Genomic DNA, 20934 nt, shown 5'->3' on the forward strand with positions numbered 1-20934 from the left:
TGCTCACAGGTATCACGCTCAGGCCAGCGGCACGCCGGCTTCCGGCAGGCGCCGCAGCAGTTCGTACAGCAGCGCGCCGCGCACCGTCGCGACCCGGCGCGGGCCTTCGACATACACCGACAGGTTGAAGAAGATCTTGTTGTCCTTGACCTCCTCGACCAGCACCACCGGTTCCGGCTGCGGCAGCACGTCGGGGTTGGCTGCGATCACCTCGCGCGCCACCGTCACCGCCTTCTCCACGTCGGTCGTCGCCGCCGGCAGCGGCAGCAGGATCTTCACCAGTCCCTCGGAGCGGGTCAGCGTGCGGTTGCGCACCACCTTGGTGATCAGTTCGGAGTTGGGCACCAGCACGGTGGTGCGATCGGCCATGGTGATCTCGGTGGCGCGCACGTTGATCCGGCGCACGTCGCCCTCGGCGTCGCCCACCACCACCCAGTCGCCGACCCGCACCGGGCGCTCGGCCAGCAGGATCAGGCCGGAAATGAAGTTCTGCACGATCGCCTGCAGGCCAAAGCCGATGCCCACGGTCAGCGCGCTGGCAATCCAGGTGATCTTGTCCAGGCCCACGCCCATCGCCGCCAGCGCCATCGATATCGCCACGACCACGCCGGCATAGGTCGCCACCGACACCAGCGAACTGCGCATGCCCGGATCCAGCCGCGTGGTCGGCAGATAGCGGCTGCTGAACCAGTGTCCGAACAAGCGGGTGGCGAGCATCACCGCCGCGAACACCAGCAGCGCCCGCAGCAGATCGCCCGCGCCCAGCCGGAGCTGGCCGATCGCGATCACCGCCGTGCGCGGATGCAGGCGTGCGAACAGTTCGGAAGGCCCCAGCCCGTAGGGCGCGGCCAGCAGCACCAGCGCGCACAGCAACAGAAGCAGGCGGACCACGCCGTAGACCAGCGCGCCGACCTGATCGACCTTGCGCGGCTCCAGTCCCAGTCGCCACGCCAGCACCCGCCCGGCGCGGCCACCGCCGCCCAGGTAGGCATCAATGGTGTCGCCGCTGGCCGCCGCCAGCAGATAGGTGAACACCAGCACCACGCCGCCCCACAAGGTCTGTTTGATCAGGAAACCGCCGGCGGCGTAGTAGCCCAGCAGCGTGGCGAACAGGCTGCCCAGGATCAGCCCCCAACCCACCACCACCACGCCGCGCAGAAGGACGCGATGGCGTCCCGTCGGCGCGTCGGCGGGGTTCGTGCGCAGGGCCAGCCCCAGCCGCGACCACACGCTCGCCAGCACCGCGGCCAGGAACACCGCCAGTCCCGCGGTCGCCAGGCGCGACGCATAGCCCTGTCCAGGCAACCAGCGCACCAGCAGGATCTCCAGCCAGGTCGCGGCGGCGACGGACCCCGCCAGCAACCACGGAACGTGGCGCATCCGCGCGGCCACCTCGTCCGGAATGTCGGGCAGGCGCAGGCCCGCATCGCCGCAGGACAGCACATTGCGGCCCAGGCTGGCCATGAACACCGCGAAGGCCAGAACGCCGATCAGCGGCCCCAGCAATGCCGACAGCGGCGAACCGGCTGGCGCGCCCCATCCGAGCACCTGGCCAATCGCGATCAGCAGGACCGCGCTGCACAGGGTGGTGCCGGCGACCCGCAGCAACGCGGGCAGCGACCGCCGGATGCGCCCTTCGGGCAGGCGCGGAACCAGTTTCGAGATCGACCAGGGAACCAGCCACAGCGTCCCGGCCCAGGCCAACAGCAGCGCCGCCAATCCCCAGAACCGTTCCGCCACCTGCCGCCGCAGCTCCTGCCATGCGCCGGCGAGATCGCGCTCGATCGCGGGCATGGCACGTGTCCATTCCAGCGCGGCGCCCTGCCACAGCCGCCGGCTGTAGGGCGGTGCGTTGTCGCGCTCGCCCACTTCCTCCAGCACTTCGCGCGCGGTGGTCTGCGCCGATTCCGACGGCGTGCCGACGGAGGATGAGGAAGGCGGTGCGGAGGCCGGAGCCGTGGCGAACGCCCCAGCCATGCAGGCTACGGCGATCATCGCCAGCACCCGCGCCGGCCAGCGCGTGGCGCGAGGGGGTCGCTGGCGATGGAAAAAACCGGAAATTGCGCGCATGTCGAAGCGGAAACGGAGGAATCCGACCCTACCCGAGCACGCGGACCCGTCATGTGAAGGCCACGGTTGCACACGGTCTTCGCGTCTCCGAACCCATCATCGATCATCCCTTCGAGGGAGCAGCGCCATGCCGAACGAAACGATGCCCGCTTTCGTGATGGTCGAGGACACCGCCGTCACCCACGTATTCCCCGTCTCCGACCGTCCTGGCCGCTGGACCAGCGGGCAGTTGCCGGTGATCTACGCCGCCTGCAGCGCCGCCGCGGCGATGCTCGAACATCGTGCGCATCTGGAAAGCACGCCGGTCAATCAACTGAAGTTGATCGAGGCGCGCGTTCCGTCCGGTTCGCTGCATGTCATCGAGGTCGCCGAGGATCTGCTGTGGCGGGAGCGTCCCTACCGGACCGAAGTGCAGGCGCTGGGCGACGCCTGGCTCGCTACCGGCAATACCCTGGCGGCGCAGGTGCCCAGCGCATTGTGTCCGTGCGAGCACAACCTGCTGCTCAATCCGCGCCATCCGCTGTTCACGCGGATCAGCTACCTGGCCGCGCACCGTTTCCGGATGGATCAGCGGCTGGGCTGAATCGGCCTCGCACCCACGCGTGACAGGATGCGCGCGTGGGTCGCGCGATCACCTTCATGAACATCAACACGGCATGCACATCGCATCCCGATGTGGCCGTGTCCGCTTCGCGTTGCCCTAACAGCCGTTGGGTGATGCTCACATGCTGGTGATCCACGAGAGTGAACATGCCGAATCCATGCTTTGCCATCGTCGACGACGACACCGAGTTCGCGTCGATGACCCTGGACATGGCCCGGCGCCGCGGCTTCACGGCACATGCCTTCCATCGCGTCGCCGATGCCGCGCCCTGGCTGGCGCGCCACGACCCCGAGCTGACCCTGCTGGACATGCACCTGCCGGATGGCACCGGCTTCGACGTGCTCGAGCGCATCCCGGTGCAGCACCAGGGACAGATCGTGTTCGTCAGCGGCAGCAGCGATATCGAGCATGCGCGGCGGGCGGTGGCCTCCGCCGCCTCGGCCTACCTGCCCAAGCCGCTGCCGCCCACCCGCCTGATGGGCCTGCTCGACGATGTGCGCCAGTCGCACCATGCGCGCGAGGCCGCGCTGCGCGACGACGGCGATGGACTGCTCGGCGAGAGTCCACCGATGCAGGCATTGCGCCAGGAGATCGCCCGCGCGGCGCCCCACGACGTGAGCGTGCTGCTGTTCGGCGAGACCGGCAGCGGCAAGGAACTGGCGGCGCGTGCCATCCATGCGCAGAGCGGCCGCGGCGGCCGTTTCGTCGCGGTCAACTGCGGCGCGCTTCCGGGCGAACTGCTCGCCAGCGAGCTGTTCGGCCACGAGCGTGGCAGTTTCACCGGCGCCGCCGCGCGCCACCTGGGTTTCTTCGAGCAGGCCCAGGGCGGCACGCTCTTCCTGGACGAGATAGGCGACATGCCGCCGGCGCTGCAGGTCTACCTGCTGCGCGCACTGGAAACCGGCGTGGTCCAGCGAATCGGCGGCCAGGGCGAGGTGCCGATCGATGTGCGCGTCATCGCGGCCACCCATCGCCTGTCGGCGGACGGCTGCGGCGATCTGCGCCAGGATCTGTATTTCCGCCTGGTCCGCTATCCCATCGAGGTGCCGCCGCTGCGTGCGCGCAAGCAGGACATCCCGCTGCTGGCCACCGCCTTCGTCGATCGGCTCAACCGGCGCACCGGGCACGCCCGGCGGCTGGAGGAACGCTGCCTGCCGGGCCTGATGGCGCACGCCTGGCCGGGCAACGTGCGCGAACTGTCCAGCGCGATCGAACTGGCTTACCTGCGCAGCCAGGACGACAGCGTGCGCGCGGTTCCGCTGCAACTGGACCGGCGCGGATTGCCGGGCGACGACGACCCGGCGAGCGTGCGTTTCCAGGTGGGCATGACCTTCGCCCAGGTGGAGGCGGAAATGCTGCGCAAGACCCTGGCCTTCCACGCCGGCGACAAGACCGCGACCGCCCGGGCCCTGGGCATCAGCGTGCGCACCGTGCACAACCACCTGGCCAGGAAGCGCGACGATGTCTGACTGGCAGCACGATCTGCGCAACGAGTTGAACCTGATCCTGTATGCCAATTCCATCGCGCGGGAAGCGCTCGCGCAGGGCCAGATCGATGACGTCCGCTCCGGCCTGGACCGGATCGACATGGCCGTCGTCCAGTGCGGCGCGTTGCTGGATCGCATGACCATCGGCGGTTCCCCGCGGCAGGGCGAGACCGGCACCGCCCCGCGCGGGTGATTGATTCCGCGGTTCGCGGTTTGCCGTTTTCCTCACCTCAGTGATGACGCGTGGACGGCGTGCTCCCGGATAGCAGGGTCCCGCCATCCTCCGGCTCCGTACTTCCCTCGCCGCCCTCGATGCCACGCTCGCGCGTCTGCTGCCGGCGATTCGCGCCACGCGCTTCGCCACCGCGCGCGCCGATCCGGGCCATGTGCGTGCGATCCTGGCTGACCACCTCGCCGCCCTTGCGTCCCGCTTCGCGGGCTTCTTCGGAATCGAACTGATGCGCGTTGCCGCTGCGGTGCGCGGCGCGCCCGCCCTTGCGTGCGATTTCGCGTTGCCGTTCCGGATCCATCGCGGCGAATCCGCGTGGCTCCCGGCGCCTGCCCTGGTCCTGTCCGCGCGGGGCGGAGGTCGCAGTGCCGTGGGTGTTCGTCGAGGAAGGATTCAATGACAGTGGGGTACGGGACATGGGAACGCCTTCTGTTGGGAGAAATGCGGCGACTGGAGATAACCGGCGCCGTGGCGTACTCCGCAATGTCCATGCCAACGGTGGAGCTCGCGCAGGCGCGTCCAAGCGGCTGCGCGGGCGGCACATGCTGCATCCCGTGAAATTTCTGCGTCAGGGTGAAGGCGGCGTCGCACGTTTGCGCGCCGCATGGTCCTGCAGGCACGACGCGAGTTCGTCACCGACCTTGCCATCGCACTCGGTCGCGGTGGGCGGCGGCTGGGTCAGGTGGACCGGCTCGTCTTTCACCGCGGCCTTGTCATCGGCACCCGCATCGACCCTTTCACCGGGCGGAGTGCTGCTGCCCGTGCTGGCCGGGGGAACCGAAGGATCGTCCCGGCGGTCGCAGGCCGGCATCACGGCCACGGCCATGGCCCACACAAGGCCGGCGATCATCCAGCGTTTCATGTTCCACCTCCGCGCCGTCGCGCTTCATTCGTCTGCCGCTTATCCACGCAAACCGCGTGCCGATCCGCTCCGCGCACAAACTTCCTTTCGGCGCAAAAGCTGCCTGCCGAGGCCGGCCGGCGCCGTCGGCGCCCGCGCCTGCCGGCCTGTGGCGATGGCATGCCGTTTGCGTGCCGTCCACGGACGGAGTGGCGCACCACGCTCCTTTCCACTCCTTTCTTCCAGGAGCAGGCAATGGACGAGAACAGACACGACGAGAGCAGACACGACGACGGCAGGCACGTGGGCGTCGAACTGAAGGCCGCGATAGGCGAACTGCGGCAACTGGCAACGCAGCTGGCAGACGCCAGCCGCGAATGGTGGCAGAACCGGAGACAGGACATGAACCAGTACAACCGGCAATACGGCAGGCAACACGAAGGCATGCGTCCGGAAGACAGGCATCCCGACGACGAGCGTTCCTCGCGTGGCTATGGCGAAGGCTATGGCACCGCCGGTATCCAGCCATCGCGAACGCGCGCACAGGCCCGGGAAGAAGGCCGGTTTGGCGCGGACGAGTACGAGCGCTGGGGACGCGGCCGCGAGTCCGACGAGGATGTGCGCGGGCAATATGGCGGTGGAAGCGGACGCTCCGGATTCAGCGGCCGCGGCGATGCCGGCCAGCGCGAATACGGACGGGGCTTCGACGATAGCGACTTCGCCGGCGGTTATCGTCCGGCCGGGCGCACGGGCGACCGCGAAAGCGGCTATTACGACCCGCCGGGCGAATACAGTCAGGCCTGGGGACGCGAGCGCGATCCGGGCCGGATCTACGGGCCCGAGGATTTCAGCCAGCGCTACGCGCAGGGCGACGTGTTCGCCGGAAGCGGCTATGGACGCAGCGGGCGCTATCCACGCGAACCCGGCGTCGGCTACGGCAGCAGTTCCGGCTACGGTTACGGCCAGTCCTCCGGCGGGATGGGTCGCAGCCCGTCCGACTGGCGCGACGACACCCGCGCCGGGGCCTCCGGGTATGGCCAGGAATCCGGCCAGCGGAATTTCCGCGGACGCGGGCCGCGCGGCTACACCCGTTCCGACGAGCGCATCACCGAGGATCTCAATGAACGCTTTACCGACGACCCTTGCCTGGACGCGGACGATCTGCAGATCAGCGTGAGTGGCGGCGTCGCCACCCTGAGCGGCACGGTGGAACAACGCTGGATGAAGCACCGCGCCGAGGACATCGCCGATGCATGCGGCGGCGTGCGCGAGGTCCACAACGAGATCCGGGTGACGCCGAGCATGGGACGGACCGGAGACGCCGGGCTCGAAACCCCGACGACCTCCGAAGCCGGCGGTCGCAATCGCGGCGCGACAAGCCGTCCTGCCACCACCACCGGCACCACGCCCACCGGGGGCAGCACCCACTGAGGCGTGTCCACGCCAACCATGACCACGGCCGCCTGCACGGGCGGCCGTGAGGAGGCGAATCCGCATGAAGCATCGGACATCCCTGATCGCGTGGCTGGCCCTGGCCACCGGCGCGGTCGTGCTGTTCCGCCATCTGGCCGCGCGGCCGCGCGAGGGCACCGCCGGCGCGGATTTCGACGACGACGCCTTCGTCGCCTCGGCACTCGCGCTGGGACTGCGCGAACGCCGCCTGGCCAACGGCATCCTGGAACATGCCGAGGATGAATCGCTGCGCACCCTCGCCCGCATGATCCTGGCCCAGCACCAGGCCGAGGACGGGATATGGGCGGGCTTCGACACCTCGACCGCGGGCGAGGACGGCGCGACCCGCCTGCCCGGATTCCGGCCCGCGGAGTACGAGCACCACGCCGCGCTTGCGCTGCAGTCCATGCTGGATGAAGCCTGGCCGCTGTTCGACCAGGCCTCGCAGCGGTGCACCCACGATGACCTGCGTGACTGGGCGCTGCGCATGCTGGCGTGGCTGGAGGAATCCGAACAGGTCCTCGCGCCAATCCTGGAACGCGTCGCGCCGGATGTTCCCGGCCGGCCCCAGCCCAGTCCCGAAGGCGTCTACTAGTGGCGTCCATCCGCCAGGCGCGCGTCTCCATCACTCCACGACAGGAGCCATCCCATGGCCCGATGCGATGTATGCGGCAACGATTACGACAAGAGCTTCACCCTGACCCAGCAGGGACGTACCGGCACCTTCGATGCCTTCGAGTGCGCGATCCACGCCTTCGCACCGCGCTGCGCGCATTGCGGCTGCGCGGTCATCGGCCATGGCGTAGAGAGTGACGGCACCATCTACTGCTGCGCGCACTGCGCCAAGCAGTCCGGCGAAACCGGGCTGCGCGACCGCACCTGACGACGGTCGCGCCCCGCCAGGCCTGTCCCGCTAGCCGTAGGGTCCGCCCATCACCGGCAGCACCGCGCCGCTGATATAGGAGGCGGTGATCGGCGAGGCCAGGAACACGTAGGCCGGCGAAAGCTCCTCTGGTTGCGCGGGACGGCCCATGTCGCTGTCCTTGCCGAACGTGGCCACCTTCTCCGCCTCGCGGTCCGCCGGGTTCAGCGGCGTCCACACCGGTCCCGGCGCCACCGCGTTGACCCGGATGCCGCGTGGCAGCAGGTTGCTCGCCAGCGATTTGGTGAATGCGTGGATGGCGCCCTTGGTCGCCGCATAGTCGAGCAGTTCCTTGCTGCCCAACAGTCCGGTTTCTGATCCGCTGTTGATGATGCTCGCCCCCTCCCCCAGGTGCGGCAGCGCCGCGCGGGTCATGTTGAAGTAGCCGCCGATGTTGGTCTGCAGGGTCTCGGCCAACTGTGCGTCGCTGATGTCCTCGAGCCGTTTGGCGTGTTGCTGGAACGCGGCGTTGTTGACCAGGACGTCCAGCCCGCCGAAGGACGCCACCACATCCGCCACCGCGCGCTCGCAAAACCGGCCATCGCGCACATCCCCGCTGATCAGCAGGCACTGGCGTCCTTCGGCTTGCACATGGCGCGCAGTTTCGCGTGCATCCTCGTGCTCGTCCAGGTACACGATCGCCACGTCGGCTCCTTCGCGCGCGAACAGCACCGCGACCGCGCGTCCGATGCCCGAGTCTCCGCCGGTGATGAGCGCCCGCAGGCCCTGGAGCTTGCCGCTGCCGCGATAGTCAGGGGCCAGGAAGCGTGGCGGGAGCTCGAGTTCGGCTTCATTGCCCGGCTTGCGCAGATGCTGCCGGCTCAACGGCGGTTCGGGTTGCCTACGACTTCCGGCCTGCACCGGCTGCTTTTTCGTCGAAGGTGCCCGAGCATTCCTGTCCATGGCTTCTTCCTGCAGGCGCCGCTGTCTCTGCGCCGTCTTCGCCGCGGTGTCCGCGCTGGCGGCCGATGATGTCTTCCTGGCGGCGCTGCCAGGCGAAGCCTTCTTCGCCGCCTTCTTCGCCGCCTTCTTAGTCGTCTTCTTTTCGCTGCGTTTCATGTTCACTCCCGGTTACGGAAAAACAGGAACGATTTTGGCTTTGCAACTGAACAAGTACGCTAGAACCGGTGCTGTGAGCGCAATGCAAACGCATCCTCTTCACGCGCTCTGCACTTGAAGTGAAATTTTTTCGCGCGTCCGGAAACCAGTGCCTCCATGCGAATGCGCATGTGCATTCGCGTTGCCGTTTCCAGTCATTTTCGAGTGGCATGCAATCTGCTAAGTAACCGCATCCCCCACAGATCAGGATGCATCCCATGACCAAAGCCGTGCCGATGAAGCTTCCCGCCGACTTCACCTGGGTGGAAGCGACCGCCGACGACACATGGGCCGGGGCAAGACTCATGCTCGAGGGTCGCAGGGTGCTGGAAATCCATCCCTGCCGCGACGGCTGGCTGGTGAGCGTGCAACTGCACGACCCGCTCAACCCGCAGGCCAATGTCGCCGTGCGTTCGGTGGCGGCGGGCATGCGCTGGGCCGCGCGCTGGGCCCGCAGCCGCATCGCACGCCTGCGTGTGCTCGCGGCCGGCGAGCGCCGGCATGCCGTCGCGGTCGCGCCGATGCCCCTGCCGATCCCGGCGAGCACGACCGTCGCGCCGCGCAGGCCCTCGATCCAGGAACTGGCCGATGCCTGATTCGCGCGCGCGCCCCGACGCCTGAGCGCGATGCCGCGCGTACCGCCCACGCAGGTACCGCTGGCCAAACCGGTCGAGACCGTTCCCGCCGGTTCGCTACGGCAGTTGCGGCTGCGCGCGGCGGACTGCAGGGCATGTCCGCTCTGGCGCGAGGCCACCCAGACCGTCTTCGGCCGCGGTCCGGCACGCGCGGCGGTGATGTTCATCGGCGAACAGCCTGGCGATCAGGAGGATCGCCAGGGCGAGCCGTTCGTGGGACCGGCCGGGCGCCTGCTGCGCGAACTGCTGGAACAAAGCGGACTTGCGGTGGAGGAGGTGTACCTGACCAACACCGTCAAGCACTTCAAGTTCCGCCAGCGCGGCAAGGTGCGCCTGCACCAGCGCGCAAATGCCGGCGAACAGGCCGCGTGCCGGCCGTGGCTGGCCGCCGAACTGCTGCGGCTGCGGCCGCGCTGGGTGGTGGCGCTGGGCGCGATGGCCGCGCAGACACTGTTCGGCAATGCGTTCCGGCTGACCCGCGAGCGCGGTCGCTGGCGTGCATTGGATGAACGCACCGAGGCCATCGCCAGTTGGCATCCGTCCGCCATCCTGCGCATGCAGGGCCAAGCGCGTGACCAGGCGTTGCGCGAACTGCGCCGTGATCTTCGCCAGGTTGCCGCGCGCGTGGCCGGCGCGACGTTCCCTCCCTAGTTACCCTCCCCTGCATCCCTGTCCCGACAACGAGGAGCGCATGCCATGAAGAGCAAACCCGAGGCACCATCCCGCAACAACCCGGACAGCGATGAGCAAAAGGCGCATACCGCCGATCGCCTTCGCAACGACAAGGCGCGCTGGAAGGAACACGACCAGCCGGACGTGCCACGCGGAACCGGCCGGCGCAATCCGGAGCGCGACTATCCGGATCCGCTCGGCACCGGCGATCGCAACCGCCGCTGAATTCCCGCACGCTTCCATCGGGATTCGGCGGATCGTTCACGCCGGTACCACCGGCGCGCTTCCAGACTGGAGCCGTTCCTCCAATGGAGCACGCCATGAACCGCGACCGCAAGGATCCGCCCGCACCGGACGAGTATCGGGACGCGCCCGAGACACCGCACGAACGGCAGAAACGCAAACAGCGTGAAAGCGAGAACCAGGACGAATCACTGGAGGAAACCTTCCCCGCCAGCGATCCGGTTTCGCCGTTCGTCCCCGCCAAGGCGCCGGATTGACCGCTCAGGCGCGATGCCGGCGATGCCACGCCGCGATCGCCGACGGGACGCGCGCGTCGAGCGCCAGGTCCAGTGCGATCTGTTCGTCGCAGAGGTCCCGCAACGCCTGCGCGAACGGATGACGCGCGGAGGATTCCGGTTCGACGCCCGCGTCGAGCATCGCCTGCCAGATCGCCTCGGCCCGGCCATAGGGGTCATCGCTGCCGCGAAGCAATGCGTCGCGCAGCCATGGCCGCGCAGGATGCAGGTGGAAACCTTGCTCCGCCATCGCGTCCATGTGGGTGCGGATGTCCCGCTGGGCGCCCCGGAACCACTCGGTATGACCACCCGCGGCAGCCACCGACAACAGCGGCGCGGGCGCGTTGTACTCGCGCAGCGAGCGTTTCAGCGCGGTTTCCCACGCCTGCGCCTCGGCCAATGCGTCGGCCTGCAGCAGCAGGGCGTGGTCGAGATCGAAGAATTCGAACCAGCGCGGCGCCAGGCCGCGGATGCGGCCCAGCGGATCCCGCGAGATGCCGAGCTTGACCAGATCCTCGCCGGCGCAGGGAAACAGGTACAGGAACGCGCTCATGGCCTGGCTCAGCGCGGTGCCCGCTCCTCGCGCGAGCGCGCGGTCCGATCGCGCCGCAGGGCGCTGATCACGATGCCCACGCCCAGGCCGGCGCCCAGCAGGAACAGCAGCAACGCGACGGTTGGATAGCCCCACAGGGTGCTGCGGGTTTCCACCCGCATCATCAGCGAGGACGCGACGATCAGCGCGGCAGTCACCAGCCCGGCAGCAATCCGGTTGGCGATCTTCTGCAGGTTTTCCATCAGCCGCGATTCCTCCAGCCCGGCCACCCGCAGTTGCAGCTTGTTTTCCGCCACCAGCGACAGCGCGTCGGACAGCTTGCGCGGACCTTCCCGCAGCAGGGTCTGGATCTCGATCAGTTCGCTGGCGACGTTGGACGAGGAGAACGATTGCCGCAGGCGCGCGCGCATCACATGCTGCAGGTGTCGTTCGACGACCGCTTTCGGATCCATCTTCGGTGCCAACTGGCGGCAGACCGCATCCAGGTTCAACAGCGCCTTGCCCAGCAGGCTCAGTTCCGGCGGCGTGCGCAACCCGCTGGTGGTGGCGACCCGTACCAGTTCCAGCACGACCCTGCCGGCCGAGGCCGAGGCCGAATGCGCGTTGTAGTGACTGACCAGGTGCCCGACCTCTCGCACGAAACGCTCCTCGTCGTAATCCTCCAGCCGGGTGCCCATGGCGATGGCCTCGTCGGCGGCCTGTTCACCGCGTCCGTCGACCGCGGCGAACAGCAGTTTGAGCAGGCAGTCGCGTCGCTTGGGCGGCACGTTCACCACCATGCCCAAATCGAACACCGCGAGCCGGCCGTCACGGGTCACCCGCAGGTTGCCCGGATGCGGATCGGCATGGATTTCACCATGCACGAAGATCTGGTCCAGATAGCCGCGCAGCAGCGCCGATGCCAGCAGATCCATCGGCTGCTCGGTCCGGCGCACGCCCGGAATCTGATCCACCCGGATGCCCTCGGCCAGCTCCATGGTCAGTACCCGGCGCCGGCTGAGATCGGCGACGGGCGCCGGTACCCATAGTTCCGGAAACGGCGCCAGGTGCAGGCGGAACCGCAGCAGGTTCTCGGCCTCGGCCTGGTAGTCCAGCTCGGCCAACAGGGTACGGCTGAATTCCTCCAGCCAGTCGGCGAAGCGCACCCGCCGCCCCATTTCGGTGAAGCGATCGGCATTGCGGGCGAAGCCGCGCAGCAGTTCCAGATCCCCGAGCAGTTGCTGGGCGATGCCGGGCTTCTGCACCTTGACCGCCACCGCCGTGCCGTCGCGCAACCAGGCGCGATGCACCTGAGCCAGCGACGCCGAGCCCAGCGGTTCCGGTTCGAACCCGGAGAAGGCATGGCTCACGCGCACGCCGAGTTCGGTTTCCACCACTTCGCGGACGGCCTCGAACGACACCGGTTCCACCCGTTCCTGCATGCGTTCGAAGGAACTGGCGAAGGCCGGCGGCACGATGTCCGGCCGGGTCGAGAGCATCTGCCCGATCTTCACGAACGCCGGGCCGAGTGCCTCCAGATCCTGGGCCAGCTCCTGGGGCGTGCCTTCCGGTACCTGCAGCGCGGCATCCTCCAGGCTGGTATCCAGCCCGGAGAACAGGCCCGAGTTCCGGTAGCGGAACAGGAAGCGCAGGATCTGTCCGCGCCGCCTGCCCGCTCCCTGTGGCGGTTCGGCGTGATGGGCGTGCGATTCCATGACCGGATTCCTGATCGGGAATTCCATTGTCAGGGCGCGATGATCACGCCAAGTGAAAGCCGCCGCGATGACGGGGCGGCGCGCTCATCCGCGGCCGAGATGTTCCTCGATCAACCGGCGCAGGGTCGCCACTTCCACCGGCTTGGCCAGGTGCGCGTCGAATCCGGCTTCGCGCGAGCGTCGCTTGTCCTCCTCGTGGGTCCAGCCGCTGAGCGCCACCAGGGTCAGCGCCGCACCGCTGTTCAGGGCACGCATGCGGGTGGCGGTGTCGTAGCCGCTGATGCCGGGCATGCCCAGATCCATCAGCACCATCTCCGGCGCGAAACCGGCGAAACGCGCCAGTGCCGCTTCGCCATCGTAGGCCACCGCGACGTCGTGGCCGGCGAACTCCAGGTACTCGGCGATGGCGTCGGCCGCATCGCGGTTGTCGTCCACCACCATCACCCGATGGCGGTTTCCAGGCGTGGTGTAGTCGGTGGCCATGTCGTCTTCTCCCGGATTCGATGTGTTGACCAGCGGCAGTTCGACTTCGAAGTGGCTGCCGTGGCCGATGCCGTCGCTGTGCGCGCGCACGCGCCCGCCGTGCAGTTCGACGATGCTGCGAACCAGGGTCAGGCCGATGCCCAGTCCGCTCAGCATCTGCTGCTTTTCCTGCCGGATCTGGGTGAACAGGTTGAATATCTCGCCAATCCGCTCGGGCGGCATGCCCACGCCGTTGTCGGCGACGCTGACCCGCAGCCAGCCATCTTCCCGGCGCGAACCCAGGGCGATGCGGCCCGGCGCATGGGTGAACTTGGCGGCGTTGTTCAGCAGGTTGGAGAACACCTGCGCCAGCCGAACCGGATCGCCGTCGACGATGCAGGCGTGCGGTGACAGCGCCACCTCCAGTTGGTGCCCGGCCTGCTCTATCCATGGCCGGCTGGTATCGATGGCGACCTGCAGCACCTCGTTGACGTCCAGCTGCTCGCGGCGGAGCTCGATGGTGCCGTGGGTGATCCGCGAAACCTCCAGCAGATCCTCCACCAGCCTTACCATGTGATCGACCTGTCGCTGCATCCGCGCGAGCGCGGGCGCGAACGGCGCATCGCCCGCCTCCACCAGCAACTCCAGGGTGGTCCGCAGCGGCGCCAGCGGATTGCGCAGCTCGTGGGCGAGGATTGCCAGGAACTCATCCTTGCGCCGGCTCTGGTCGGCCTGAAGTTCCAACAGCTCGCGCTGGCGCGCGTGCAGGTTCTTGAATTGCTGGATATCGGCGGTCGTGCCCAGCCACTCGACGATGCGTCCGCGCGGATCCTTCAATGCGCGCGAACGGGTGGAATGCCAGACGTAGCTGCCGGTGCCGGCCTGGCGCACGCGGTGTTCGACCTTCATCTCCTCGCGTTCGCCCGCGCGTGCCCACGCTTGCAAGGTCGCATCGCGGTCCTCAGGATGGATCGACGCCAGCCAGCCCAGCCCGACCGCGTCCTGCTGGGACTGGCCGGTGAACTGCTCCCATTGCGGGCTGGCCCAGGTCCAGTGGCCGCGATCGGAGGATCGCCACACCAGCAGCGGGATGCCCTCGATCAGGGTGGAAAGCCGCCATTCGCTCTCGCGCAGCGCGCTTTCCACCCGCCGGCGCTCGGTGATGTCCTGGGCCACCGAGATGCCGCCGGCCACCTTGCCGTCGCGCCACAACGGCACCGCGCCGAACACGATCCAGCGCTCCACGCCATCCAGGTAGATATGGAAATCCACGGTCGGCGGCACGGTTTCGCCGCGCAGCGCCCGCGCACTCGGATACTCGCTCGGCGCCAGCAGGTTGCCTTCCGCGTCGTAGGCGCGCCAGCGGGAGCGCGGCTCGCGCGACGGCAGCACGTTGCCGACCAGTTCCTGCAGATGGGGGTTGGCCATCAGGTAGCGGCCCTCGGTGTCGAACAGGCCGATGCCCACCGGCACGTGCTCGATGACCGCGGCCAGCTGCGACTGGCTTTCGCGCATGGCGTCGGTGATCCGGCGGCGATCACTGATGTCGCTGAAGAGGATGCCGACCTGGTGGCCGCCTCCTTCCAGCGGGAACGCGTAAACCTCGAACCAGCGTCCACCCATGCCCACCGTCTGTTTTTCGAACCGTCGCGGCTGCCCGGTGAGCGCGACCTCGCCGTACAGTTCGTACCAGGAGGCTTCCAGATCGGCGACGACCTCGCGCGCGGTGCGTCCGACCACCTCGCCCAGGCCGGTGTGGCGCGCGAACGCGCCGTTGACCTCGACGAAGCGGTAGTCGCAGGCATGGCCATCGGCGTCGAACAGCACGTCGATGATGCAGAAGCCCTGATCGATGGACTCGAACAACTGGCGGAACCGCGCCTCGCTGCGGCGCAGTTCCGCCGCCACCCGCGTGCGCAGCACCGATGCCGAGGTGCGCTCGCCGACGTCCCGCACCAGCGCCCGTTCGGCGGAAGTCCAGACACGTGGATCGGCGTGATGCACCGCCAGGATTGCCCGGGAATCGCCGTCGCGCACCAGCGACACGCTGATGTGCGCGCGGATTCCGCTGTCGCGGTAGGCGCGCCGTTGCAGCGCCGACAGGCCCCGGATCGCCGCGGTGTCGTCGCAGCAAAGCACTTCGCCGCGGCGCATCGATTCGCCCACGAAGTCGCCGAAATCGTCCAGCCGCTGCTGTCCCGCCAGCGGCGGCAAACGCCCGTTGCCGGATTCGACCTGCAGGGCGAATCGCTCCCCGGCCTCGTCCATCTCGGCATAGCAGACGCGATCGACGCGCAGGTGGCGGGCCAGATGCGCGGCGGCGAACGCCATCACCTCACGGGGATCGCGGATCCGCCGGATGCCATCCTCCAGCGCCAGCAGGACGGACTGGCTGGCCGTTTCGGGACTCTGAACTTCCAGCATGGGACCGGTCCCTGGATGATCCCGGTCAAGCTGTGACAAGTCCGGTGAAGGCCATGTCGAGGACACTGGACAACGGGTTCAGGCGCGTTCGGCCAATCCCGGCCAGTCGGGGTGGCCGCTGGAGTCGTACCACTGCTGGGCGCGGTGCAGCGCCTCGGGCTTGCTCAACGAGCGCTCGGCGTAGAAGTACCAACGCGCCCCGGTACGCTTCTGCGACTGTTCGTGGACCAGGCGGAATCCCTGCCCCAGATCCGCACCGACGTCGCCCTGCACCAGTTCGGCGTGCTCGGGGGAAATCAGCAAAGAATAGATTCCGCTCATGGATGCGACCCTCCGGCCCCCTTATCGCATATCGGCCCGTTGAATCCCTGCACGCGCTCTTCGCACCCCGCCCCCGCGAACCGCCATTGATTCAGGTCAATGCCGCCGACCGCCAGCGCGCTAACCTGCCCGCAGTCCATCCGGGGAACCGCCGCACATGCATCCAATCCTTCGCGAAATCCTGCTGGAGCCGGTCGGCTGGCTCGCCATCGGCGGCAGCCTGGTGATGTTCGGCATCGGCATCTGGGTCAGCCTGTTCCTGCGCAAGAAGATGCGCGAGGAGGAGCGTCGCCGCGGCGGCAAGTAGCCGCCGGAACGCATGGCGCCGGCCACCGGCCTTCGTATCTGCCGGGCGTGGCCGGATTCGTTTTTGGGGAAGCCGCAGCGGCTGGGGAGTTCAGCCCTGCGGCACTCCGGTCATGTCCGGCAGGTGGTGGGCCACGCCCTTGTGGCAATCGATGCAGGTCTTCTTCTGGGTGCCCAGCCACAGCTTGTGGGTCTGGGCCGCGCGCGATCCCTGCCGGGTCAGGTCCATCGACGAATAGTCGTGGCAGTTGCGACACTCCAGCGAGTCGTTGGCCTTCAAGCGCTCCCACTCGTGCATCGCCAGTTCCAGCCGGTGATCGAGGAACTTCTCGCGGGTATCAATCGTGCCGAACACCTTGCCCCAGACTTCCTTGGACGCCTGCATCTTGCGGGCGATCTTGTTGGTCCAGTTGTGTGGCACGTGGCAGTCCGGGCAGGTCGCGCGCACGCCGGAACGATTGGTGTAGTGGATGGTCGTCTTCAGTTCCTGGAAGACGTTGTCGCGCATTTCATGGCAGCCGGTGCAGAAGGTCTCTGTGTTGGTCGCTTCCAGCGCGGTGTTGAAGCCGCCCCAGAACACCACCCCGACCACGAAACCGGCCACCGTCAGGAACCCCAGGCTGTAGTGCCGGCTGGGTGAGCGCAGGGTGCGCCAGATGGGCAGCACGCGTTGCTTGATCCGTTCCCACATGGCTCACTCGCTCCCCTGCTTGGCCGACGTCGTCGGCGCGGCCGGCGTGGTCGCGATGACGCTGTCGATATCCTGGAAGTTGTTCGCCACCAGCGGCTTGGCATCGGTCTGCACCACGTGGCACTGGTTGCAGAAGTAGCGGCGCGGCGAAATCGTGGCCAGGAACTGATCGTCCCGGTCCATGTAGTGGGTCACGCTGACCGGCGGCGCCTGGAAAGTGGCGGCGTTGGCGCGCGCATGGCACAGCATGCAGCGGTTGCTGTTCTTGTCGACCTGGTAGCCGTCGATGGCGTGCGGAATGGTCGGCGGCTGCATCGGATAGGCGCGTACCCGCTTGATGTCGGTGTTCTCGACCCGCGCCATCGGCGGTGGCGCGCCCTCCTGATCGATCGGCACGCCGCGGCGGATGGCGTCGATCTGCGCACCGGGCGGCGGCGCGTCGACCGCGGGAGGCGCGACGCCGGCGGCTTCGGCCGGCGCCGCCGTCTCCGGCGAGCGGTGGCTGCCGAACATCCAGCCGGCGACGAACACCAGTATCCCCAGCACCACCGTCAGGCCCACGGCGATCAGCAATGGCTTGTTGCGCATGGCGAAGCTCCTAGACGGCCAGCACCTTGACGGCGCACTTCTTGTAGTCGGTCTGCTTGGAAATCGGATCGGTCGCGTCCAGGGTGACCTTGTTGATCAACTGGCCGGCATCGAACCACGGCACGAAGATGACCCCGGGCGGCATCCGGTTGCGGCCGCGCGTTTCCACCCGCGACAGCATCTCGCCGCGTCGCGACACCACCTTCACCTCGTCGCCGCGCTTGAGCCCGCGCTCGCGCGCGTCGTCGGGATTCATGAACACCACCGCGGCCGGGAAGCTGCGGTAAAGCTCGGGCACGCGCATGGTCATCGAACCGGAATGCCAGTGCTCCAGCACGCGCCCGGTGACCAGCCAAAGGTTGTAATCCTCGTCCGGCGACTCGGCCGGCGGTTCGTAGGGCAAGGCCCAGATCACCGCCCTGCCGTCGGGATTGCCGTAGAACTGGAAGCCGGTGCCGGCCTTGACGTAGGGATCCGCGCCTTCGCGATAGCGCCAGCGGGTTTCCTTGCCGTCGACCACCGGCCAGCGCAGTCCGCGCGCCTTGTGGTAGGCGTCGAACGGCGCCAGATCGTGGCCGTGGCCGCGACCGAACGCGGCGTATTCCTCGAACAGGCCCTTCTGCACGTAGAACCCGAACGCCGCCGACTCGTCGTTGGCGTAGCCCGCTTCGATATCGCCGACCGGGAACCGATCGACGTTGCCGTTGCGATACAGCACATCGAACAGGGTCTTGCCCTTGAACTGGGGATTGGCCGCCAGCAGCTCGGCCGACCAGCATTCGTCGGTGGTGAAGCGCTTGGAGAATTCCATCAACTGCCACAGGTCCGAGCGCGCCTGTCCCGGTGCCTTGACCAATTGGTGCCAGAACTGGGTGCGCCGCTCGGCGTTGCCGTACGCGCCCTCCTTCTCCACCCACATCGCCGCCGGCAGGATCAGGTCCGCGGCCTGCGCGGTGACGGTGGGATAGGCGTCGGACACGACGATGAAGTTGTCCGGGTTGCGGTAACCGGGCCAGGTTTCCTCGCGCAGGTTGGCCGCCGCCTGCATGTTGTTGTTGACCATCACCCAGTAGGCGTTGAGCTTGCCGTCCTTCAGGGCGCGGTTCTGCTCGACCGCGTGATAGCCCGGTTTGGGCTTGATGGTGCCGTACGGGACCTTCCAGATTTCCTCGGCGTGTTTGCGATGCTCGGGGTTGGTCACCACCATGTCCGCCGGCAGGCGGTGGCTGAAGGTGCCGACCTCGCGCGCGGTGCCGCAGGCCGAGGGCTGGCCGGTCAGCGAGAACGGGCTGTTGCCCGGGGTGGCGATCTTGCCGGTCAGCAGGTGCAGGTTGTAGACCATGTTGTTGGCCCACACGCCGCGGGTGTGCTGGTTGAAGCCCATGGTCCAGAACGAGGTGACCTTGATCTTCGGATCCGCGTACAGCTCGGCCAGTTTCTCCAGCCAGCCGCGCTCCACCCCGGTCATCTCCACCGCCTTGTCCAGCGTGTACGGAGCGACGAAACGGGCGAAGGCCTCGAAATCGATGGGCTCGCCGCCGGTGGGATCCTTGGCGTTCTTCGCCTTCAGCTCCAGCGGATTGTCCGGACGCAGGCCGTAGCCGATGTCGTCGTTGCCGCGCTTGAAGGTGGTGTGCTTGTTGACGAAGTCCTGGTTGACCTTGCCGGTGCGGATGATGTGGTTGGCGATGTAGTTCAGGATGACCAGATCGGTCTGCGGCTTGAACACGATCGGGATGTCGGCCAGTTCGAAGCTGCGGTGCTCGAAGGTCGACATCACCGCCACCTTCACGTGCGGATGCGAGAGCCGTCGATCGGTCACCCGGGTCCACAGGATCGGATGCATCTCGGCCATGTTCGAGCCCCACAGCACGAACGCGTCGGCCGCCTCGATGTCGTCATAGCAGCCCATGGGCTCGTCCATGCCGAAGGTGCGCATGAAGCCCATCACCGCCGAGGCCATGCAATGGCGGGCGTTGGGATCGATGTGGTTGCTGCGGAAACCGGCCTTCATCAGCTTGTTGGCGGCGTAACCCTCGAAGATGGTCCACTGCCCGGAGCCGAACATGCCGATGGCGTCGCTGCCCTTCTCCTTCAGCACCCGCTTGAACTGCGCGGCCATCACGTCGAAGGCCTCGTCCCAACCGACCTGCTCGAACTCGCCGTCCTTGGCGTAGGCGCCGTTCTTCTTGCGCAACAGCGGCATGGCCAGGCGATCCGTGCCGTACAGGATCTTGGACAGGAAATAGCCCTTGACGCAGTTGATGCCGCGGTTGACCTCCGCGTGCACGTCGCCGTGGGTGGCGACCACCCGGCCGTTCTTGACCGCCACGTTGACCCCGCAGCCGGTGCCGCAGTAGCGGCACGGCGCCTTGTCCCACTTGAGCGTGGTCAGATCGCCCTCGGTCACCAGGTTGCTGCCGTCGCCGGCCAGCGGCAGGCCGGCCGCCGCCGCCGCGGTGGCGACGGCGCTGTTGCGGATGAATTCCCGGCGTGTGCTCATGGATGGACTCCGGCAAGGTTTGTTTCGGGACGCGCCTCCACTTCCGCCTCCAGCGCGTCGCGTGGCTCGGCATGGTGGTAGACCAGCAATACGTTGAGCACGCCGGGCACGGCGCGCAGTTGTTCGATCCGGTCCATCACCGCGTAGCGGTCGGCGGATTCGCACAGGACCACGCTGCGGGTTTCCCCGGGGATCGCCAGTTCCAGTTCGGGCGAGGCGGCGATGGCCGTGGCCAGGCCCTCCGCCGCGTCGATCCGGTGCTGTATCACGAAGCTGGCGATGTGCAGTTCGTCGTCGCCGGGCTGGCTCATGCGGCGGTCTCCACGGATGCGTGCAGGTGGATGGCGGTGGCCGGGCAGACCGACACGCAGGCGCCGCAACCGTTGCAGCCATCGCTGTCGATATGAGCGGCGCCGCGCCCGGCGGGCGGAATCCGGATGGCCGACTGCGGGCAGATCTCGCGGCAACTGGCGCAGACCACGCCGTGCGCACCCAGGCAGGCTTCGTCCACGTACGCGCGATAGCTCCAGGGCGGCTGCACGCCATCGTCGCGCAGCGCGCCCGGCGCGCAGGCATCGACGCAGGCATGGCAGAACGTGCATTCACCGCGCTCCGGTTCGAACACGGCCTTGCCCTTGCGCAGCACCAGCACCTGTTCGGGACAGGCGTCCACGCAGGCGACGCAGCCGGTGCAGGCATTCGCGAACGCGGCGCCGCGCAATGCCCAGGGAGGACGCAAGGTCTGTGCAGAAGGGGCCTGTGAGGAGCCGGCCCGTCCGGTACGCGGTGGCGACACCGGCGATTCGCCGTCGCTGCGGCCGAAAAGCAATGCGCGTCGCGAGATCGGGCGTGCCTGGCTCATCG

General features: G+C 68.0%; 24 protein-coding genes and 1 pseudogene. 12 read left to right on the top strand and 13 right to left on the bottom strand.

Going from position 1 to position 20934, the window contains the following annotated elements:
• Positions 1 to 18: 18 nt before the first annotated feature.
• Positions 19 to 2070: a mechanosensitive ion channel domain-containing protein gene (locus IB228_RS11535; RefSeq protein ID WP_192198577.1), complete on the bottom strand. Its 2052-nt coding sequence runs from the start codon at positions 2068 to 2070 to the stop codon at positions 19 to 21.
• Positions 2071 to 2197: 127 nt separating this feature from the next.
• On the opposite strand from IB228_RS11535, the gene IB228_RS11540 reads away from it, so the two are divergent.
• The 3 genes from IB228_RS11540 to IB228_RS11550 all read left to right on the top strand — a co-directional run bounded on the left by IB228_RS11540 (position 2198) and on the right by IB228_RS11550 (position 4354).
• On the top strand, positions 2198 to 2653 hold the full coding sequence (locus tag IB228_RS11540) for an RES family NAD+ phosphorylase (protein ID WP_192198579.1): 456 nt from the start codon (positions 2198 to 2200) through the stop codon (positions 2651 to 2653).
• Positions 2654 to 2820: 167 nt separating this feature from the next.
• Positions 2821 to 4143 (top strand): sigma-54 dependent transcriptional regulator, encoded by a 1323-nt coding sequence (locus IB228_RS11545; RefSeq protein WP_192198581.1) that lies wholly within the window; start codon positions 2821 to 2823, stop codon positions 4141 to 4143.
• Positions 4136 to 4354, top strand: a complete 219-nt coding sequence (locus IB228_RS11550) for a hypothetical protein (RefSeq protein ID WP_192198583.1) — start codon at positions 4136 to 4138, stop codon at positions 4352 to 4354. Before IB228_RS11545 ends, IB228_RS11550 begins: the two co-directional genes overlap by 8 nt.
• Positions 4355 to 4391: 37 nt before the next feature.
• Here IB228_RS11550 and IB228_RS11555 read toward each other — a convergent pair.
• Both IB228_RS11555 and IB228_RS11560 read right to left on the bottom strand, forming a co-directional pair.
• Positions 4392 to 4706: pseudogene (locus IB228_RS11555) on the bottom strand (KGG domain-containing protein); the annotation flags it as partial.
• A gap of 252 nt (positions 4707 to 4958) precedes the next feature.
• Complete coding sequence (locus IB228_RS11560) at positions 4959 to 5252, bottom strand: hypothetical protein (RefSeq protein ID WP_192198587.1); 294 nt, start codon at positions 5250 to 5252, stop codon at positions 4959 to 4961.
• 234 nt (positions 5253 to 5486) lie between these two features.
• Here IB228_RS11560 and IB228_RS11565 point away from each other — a divergent pair, with 234 nt between their 5' ends.
• The 3 genes from IB228_RS11565 (at position 5487) to IB228_RS11575 (ending at position 7566) form a co-directional block, all read left to right on the top strand.
• The gene (locus IB228_RS11565; protein ID WP_192198589.1) at positions 5487 to 6662 is read left to right on the top strand and encodes a BON domain-containing protein; all 1176 of its coding nucleotides are present in this window, start codon (positions 5487 to 5489) and stop codon (positions 6660 to 6662) included.
• A 64-nt stretch (positions 6663 to 6726) separates the two neighbouring features.
• Complete coding sequence (locus IB228_RS11570) at positions 6727 to 7278, top strand: hypothetical protein (protein WP_192198591.1); 552 nt, start codon at positions 6727 to 6729, stop codon at positions 7276 to 7278.
• Between the two features lie 54 nt (positions 7279 to 7332).
• Positions 7333 to 7566, top strand: a complete 234-nt coding sequence (locus IB228_RS11575; RefSeq protein WP_183636426.1) for a hypothetical protein — start codon at positions 7333 to 7335, stop codon at positions 7564 to 7566.
• Positions 7567 to 7596: 30 nt separating this feature from the next.
• On the opposite strand, the gene IB228_RS11580 is transcribed toward IB228_RS11575, so the two are convergent.
• Positions 7597 to 8523, bottom strand: a complete 927-nt coding sequence (locus IB228_RS11580; protein WP_225562430.1) for an SDR family oxidoreductase — start codon at positions 8521 to 8523, stop codon at positions 7597 to 7599.
• Between IB228_RS11580 and IB228_RS19805 the strand changes: the two genes are divergently transcribed.
• From IB228_RS19805 to IB228_RS11600, 5 genes are all read left to right on the top strand, one after another.
• On the top strand, positions 8507 to 8782 hold the full coding sequence (locus tag IB228_RS19805; RefSeq protein WP_225562446.1) for a hypothetical protein: 276 nt from the start codon (positions 8507 to 8509) through the stop codon (positions 8780 to 8782). The genes IB228_RS11580 and IB228_RS19805 overlap by 17 nt on opposite strands.
• A gap of 139 nt (positions 8783 to 8921) precedes the next feature.
• Positions 8922 to 9299, top strand: a complete 378-nt coding sequence (locus IB228_RS11585) for a hypothetical protein (protein WP_183636432.1) — start codon at positions 8922 to 8924, stop codon at positions 9297 to 9299.
• Between the two features lie 30 nt (positions 9300 to 9329).
• Complete coding sequence (locus IB228_RS11590) at positions 9330 to 9989, top strand: UdgX family uracil-DNA binding protein (RefSeq protein ID WP_192198595.1); 660 nt, start codon at positions 9330 to 9332, stop codon at positions 9987 to 9989.
• 45 nt (positions 9990 to 10034) lie between these two features.
• A complete protein-coding gene (locus tag IB228_RS11595) occupies positions 10035 to 10235 on the top strand; it encodes a hypothetical protein (RefSeq protein ID WP_183641423.1) in 201 nt (66 codons plus the stop codon).
• Between the two features lie 95 nt (positions 10236 to 10330).
• Complete coding sequence (locus tag IB228_RS11600) at positions 10331 to 10510, top strand: hypothetical protein (protein ID WP_192198597.1); 180 nt, start codon at positions 10331 to 10333, stop codon at positions 10508 to 10510.
• Positions 10511 to 10514: 4 nt separating this feature from the next.
• Here IB228_RS11600 and IB228_RS11605 read toward each other — a convergent pair whose 3' ends face one another.
• The 4 genes from IB228_RS11605 to IB228_RS11620 form a co-directional block, all read right to left on the bottom strand.
• On the bottom strand, positions 10515 to 11081 hold the full coding sequence (locus IB228_RS11605) for a GIY-YIG nuclease family protein (protein ID WP_192198599.1): 567 nt from the start codon (positions 11079 to 11081) through the stop codon (positions 10515 to 10517).
• Positions 11082 to 11089: 8 nt separating this feature from the next.
• Complete coding sequence (locus IB228_RS11610) at positions 11090 to 12775, bottom strand: AarF/UbiB family protein (protein WP_225562406.1); 1686 nt, start codon at positions 12773 to 12775, stop codon at positions 11090 to 11092.
• A gap of 84 nt (positions 12776 to 12859) precedes the next feature.
• The gene (locus IB228_RS11615; RefSeq protein WP_192198601.1) at positions 12860 to 15661 is read right to left on the bottom strand and encodes a PAS domain S-box protein; all 2802 of its coding nucleotides are present in this window, start codon (positions 15659 to 15661) and stop codon (positions 12860 to 12862) included.
• A gap of 78 nt (positions 15662 to 15739) precedes the next feature.
• Entirely contained in the window at positions 15740 to 15982 is a 243-nt protein-coding gene (locus tag IB228_RS11620) for a hypothetical protein (protein WP_192198603.1), read from the bottom strand.
• Between the two features lie 157 nt (positions 15983 to 16139).
• On the opposite strand from IB228_RS11620, the gene IB228_RS11625 reads away from it, so the two are divergent.
• Positions 16140 to 16289, top strand: coding sequence for a DUF3149 domain-containing protein (locus IB228_RS11625; RefSeq protein ID WP_141452787.1), 150 nt, complete (start codon positions 16140 to 16142; stop codon positions 16287 to 16289).
• Positions 16290 to 16379: 90 nt separating this feature from the next.
• Here IB228_RS11625 and IB228_RS11630 read toward each other — a convergent pair whose 3' ends face one another.
• Genes IB228_RS11630 through IB228_RS11650 form a run of 5 tightly spaced genes read right to left on the bottom strand, consistent with a single transcriptional unit; the run spans position 16380 to position 20932 of the window.
• A complete protein-coding gene (locus IB228_RS11630) occupies positions 16380 to 16979 on the bottom strand; it encodes a NapC/NirT family cytochrome c (protein ID WP_183636448.1) in 600 nt (199 codons plus the stop codon).
• 3 nt (positions 16980 to 16982) lie between these two features.
• A complete protein-coding gene (locus IB228_RS11635; RefSeq protein ID WP_192198605.1) occupies positions 16983 to 17567 on the bottom strand; it encodes a nitrate reductase cytochrome c-type subunit in 585 nt (194 codons plus the stop codon).
• A gap of 10 nt (positions 17568 to 17577) precedes the next feature.
• Entirely contained in the window at positions 17578 to 20070 is a 2493-nt protein-coding gene (gene napA / locus IB228_RS11640; protein WP_192198607.1) for a periplasmic nitrate reductase subunit alpha, read from the bottom strand.
• The gene (locus tag IB228_RS11645) at positions 20067 to 20381 is read right to left on the bottom strand and encodes a chaperone NapD (RefSeq protein WP_183636455.1); all 315 of its coding nucleotides are present in this window, start codon (positions 20379 to 20381) and stop codon (positions 20067 to 20069) included. Before IB228_RS11645 ends, napA begins: the two co-directional genes overlap by 4 nt.
• Positions 20378 to 20932: a ferredoxin-type protein NapF gene (locus IB228_RS11650; protein WP_183636457.1), complete on the bottom strand. Its 555-nt coding sequence runs from the start codon at positions 20930 to 20932 to the stop codon at positions 20378 to 20380. Before IB228_RS11650 ends, IB228_RS11645 begins: the two co-directional genes overlap by 4 nt.
• Positions 20933 to 20934 lie beyond the last annotated feature (2 nt).

This window comes from Pseudoxanthomonas sp. PXM04 (assembly GCF_014851695.1).
Lineage (GTDB): Bacteria > Pseudomonadota > Gammaproteobacteria > Xanthomonadales > Xanthomonadaceae > Pseudoxanthomonas_A > Pseudoxanthomonas_A beigongshangi.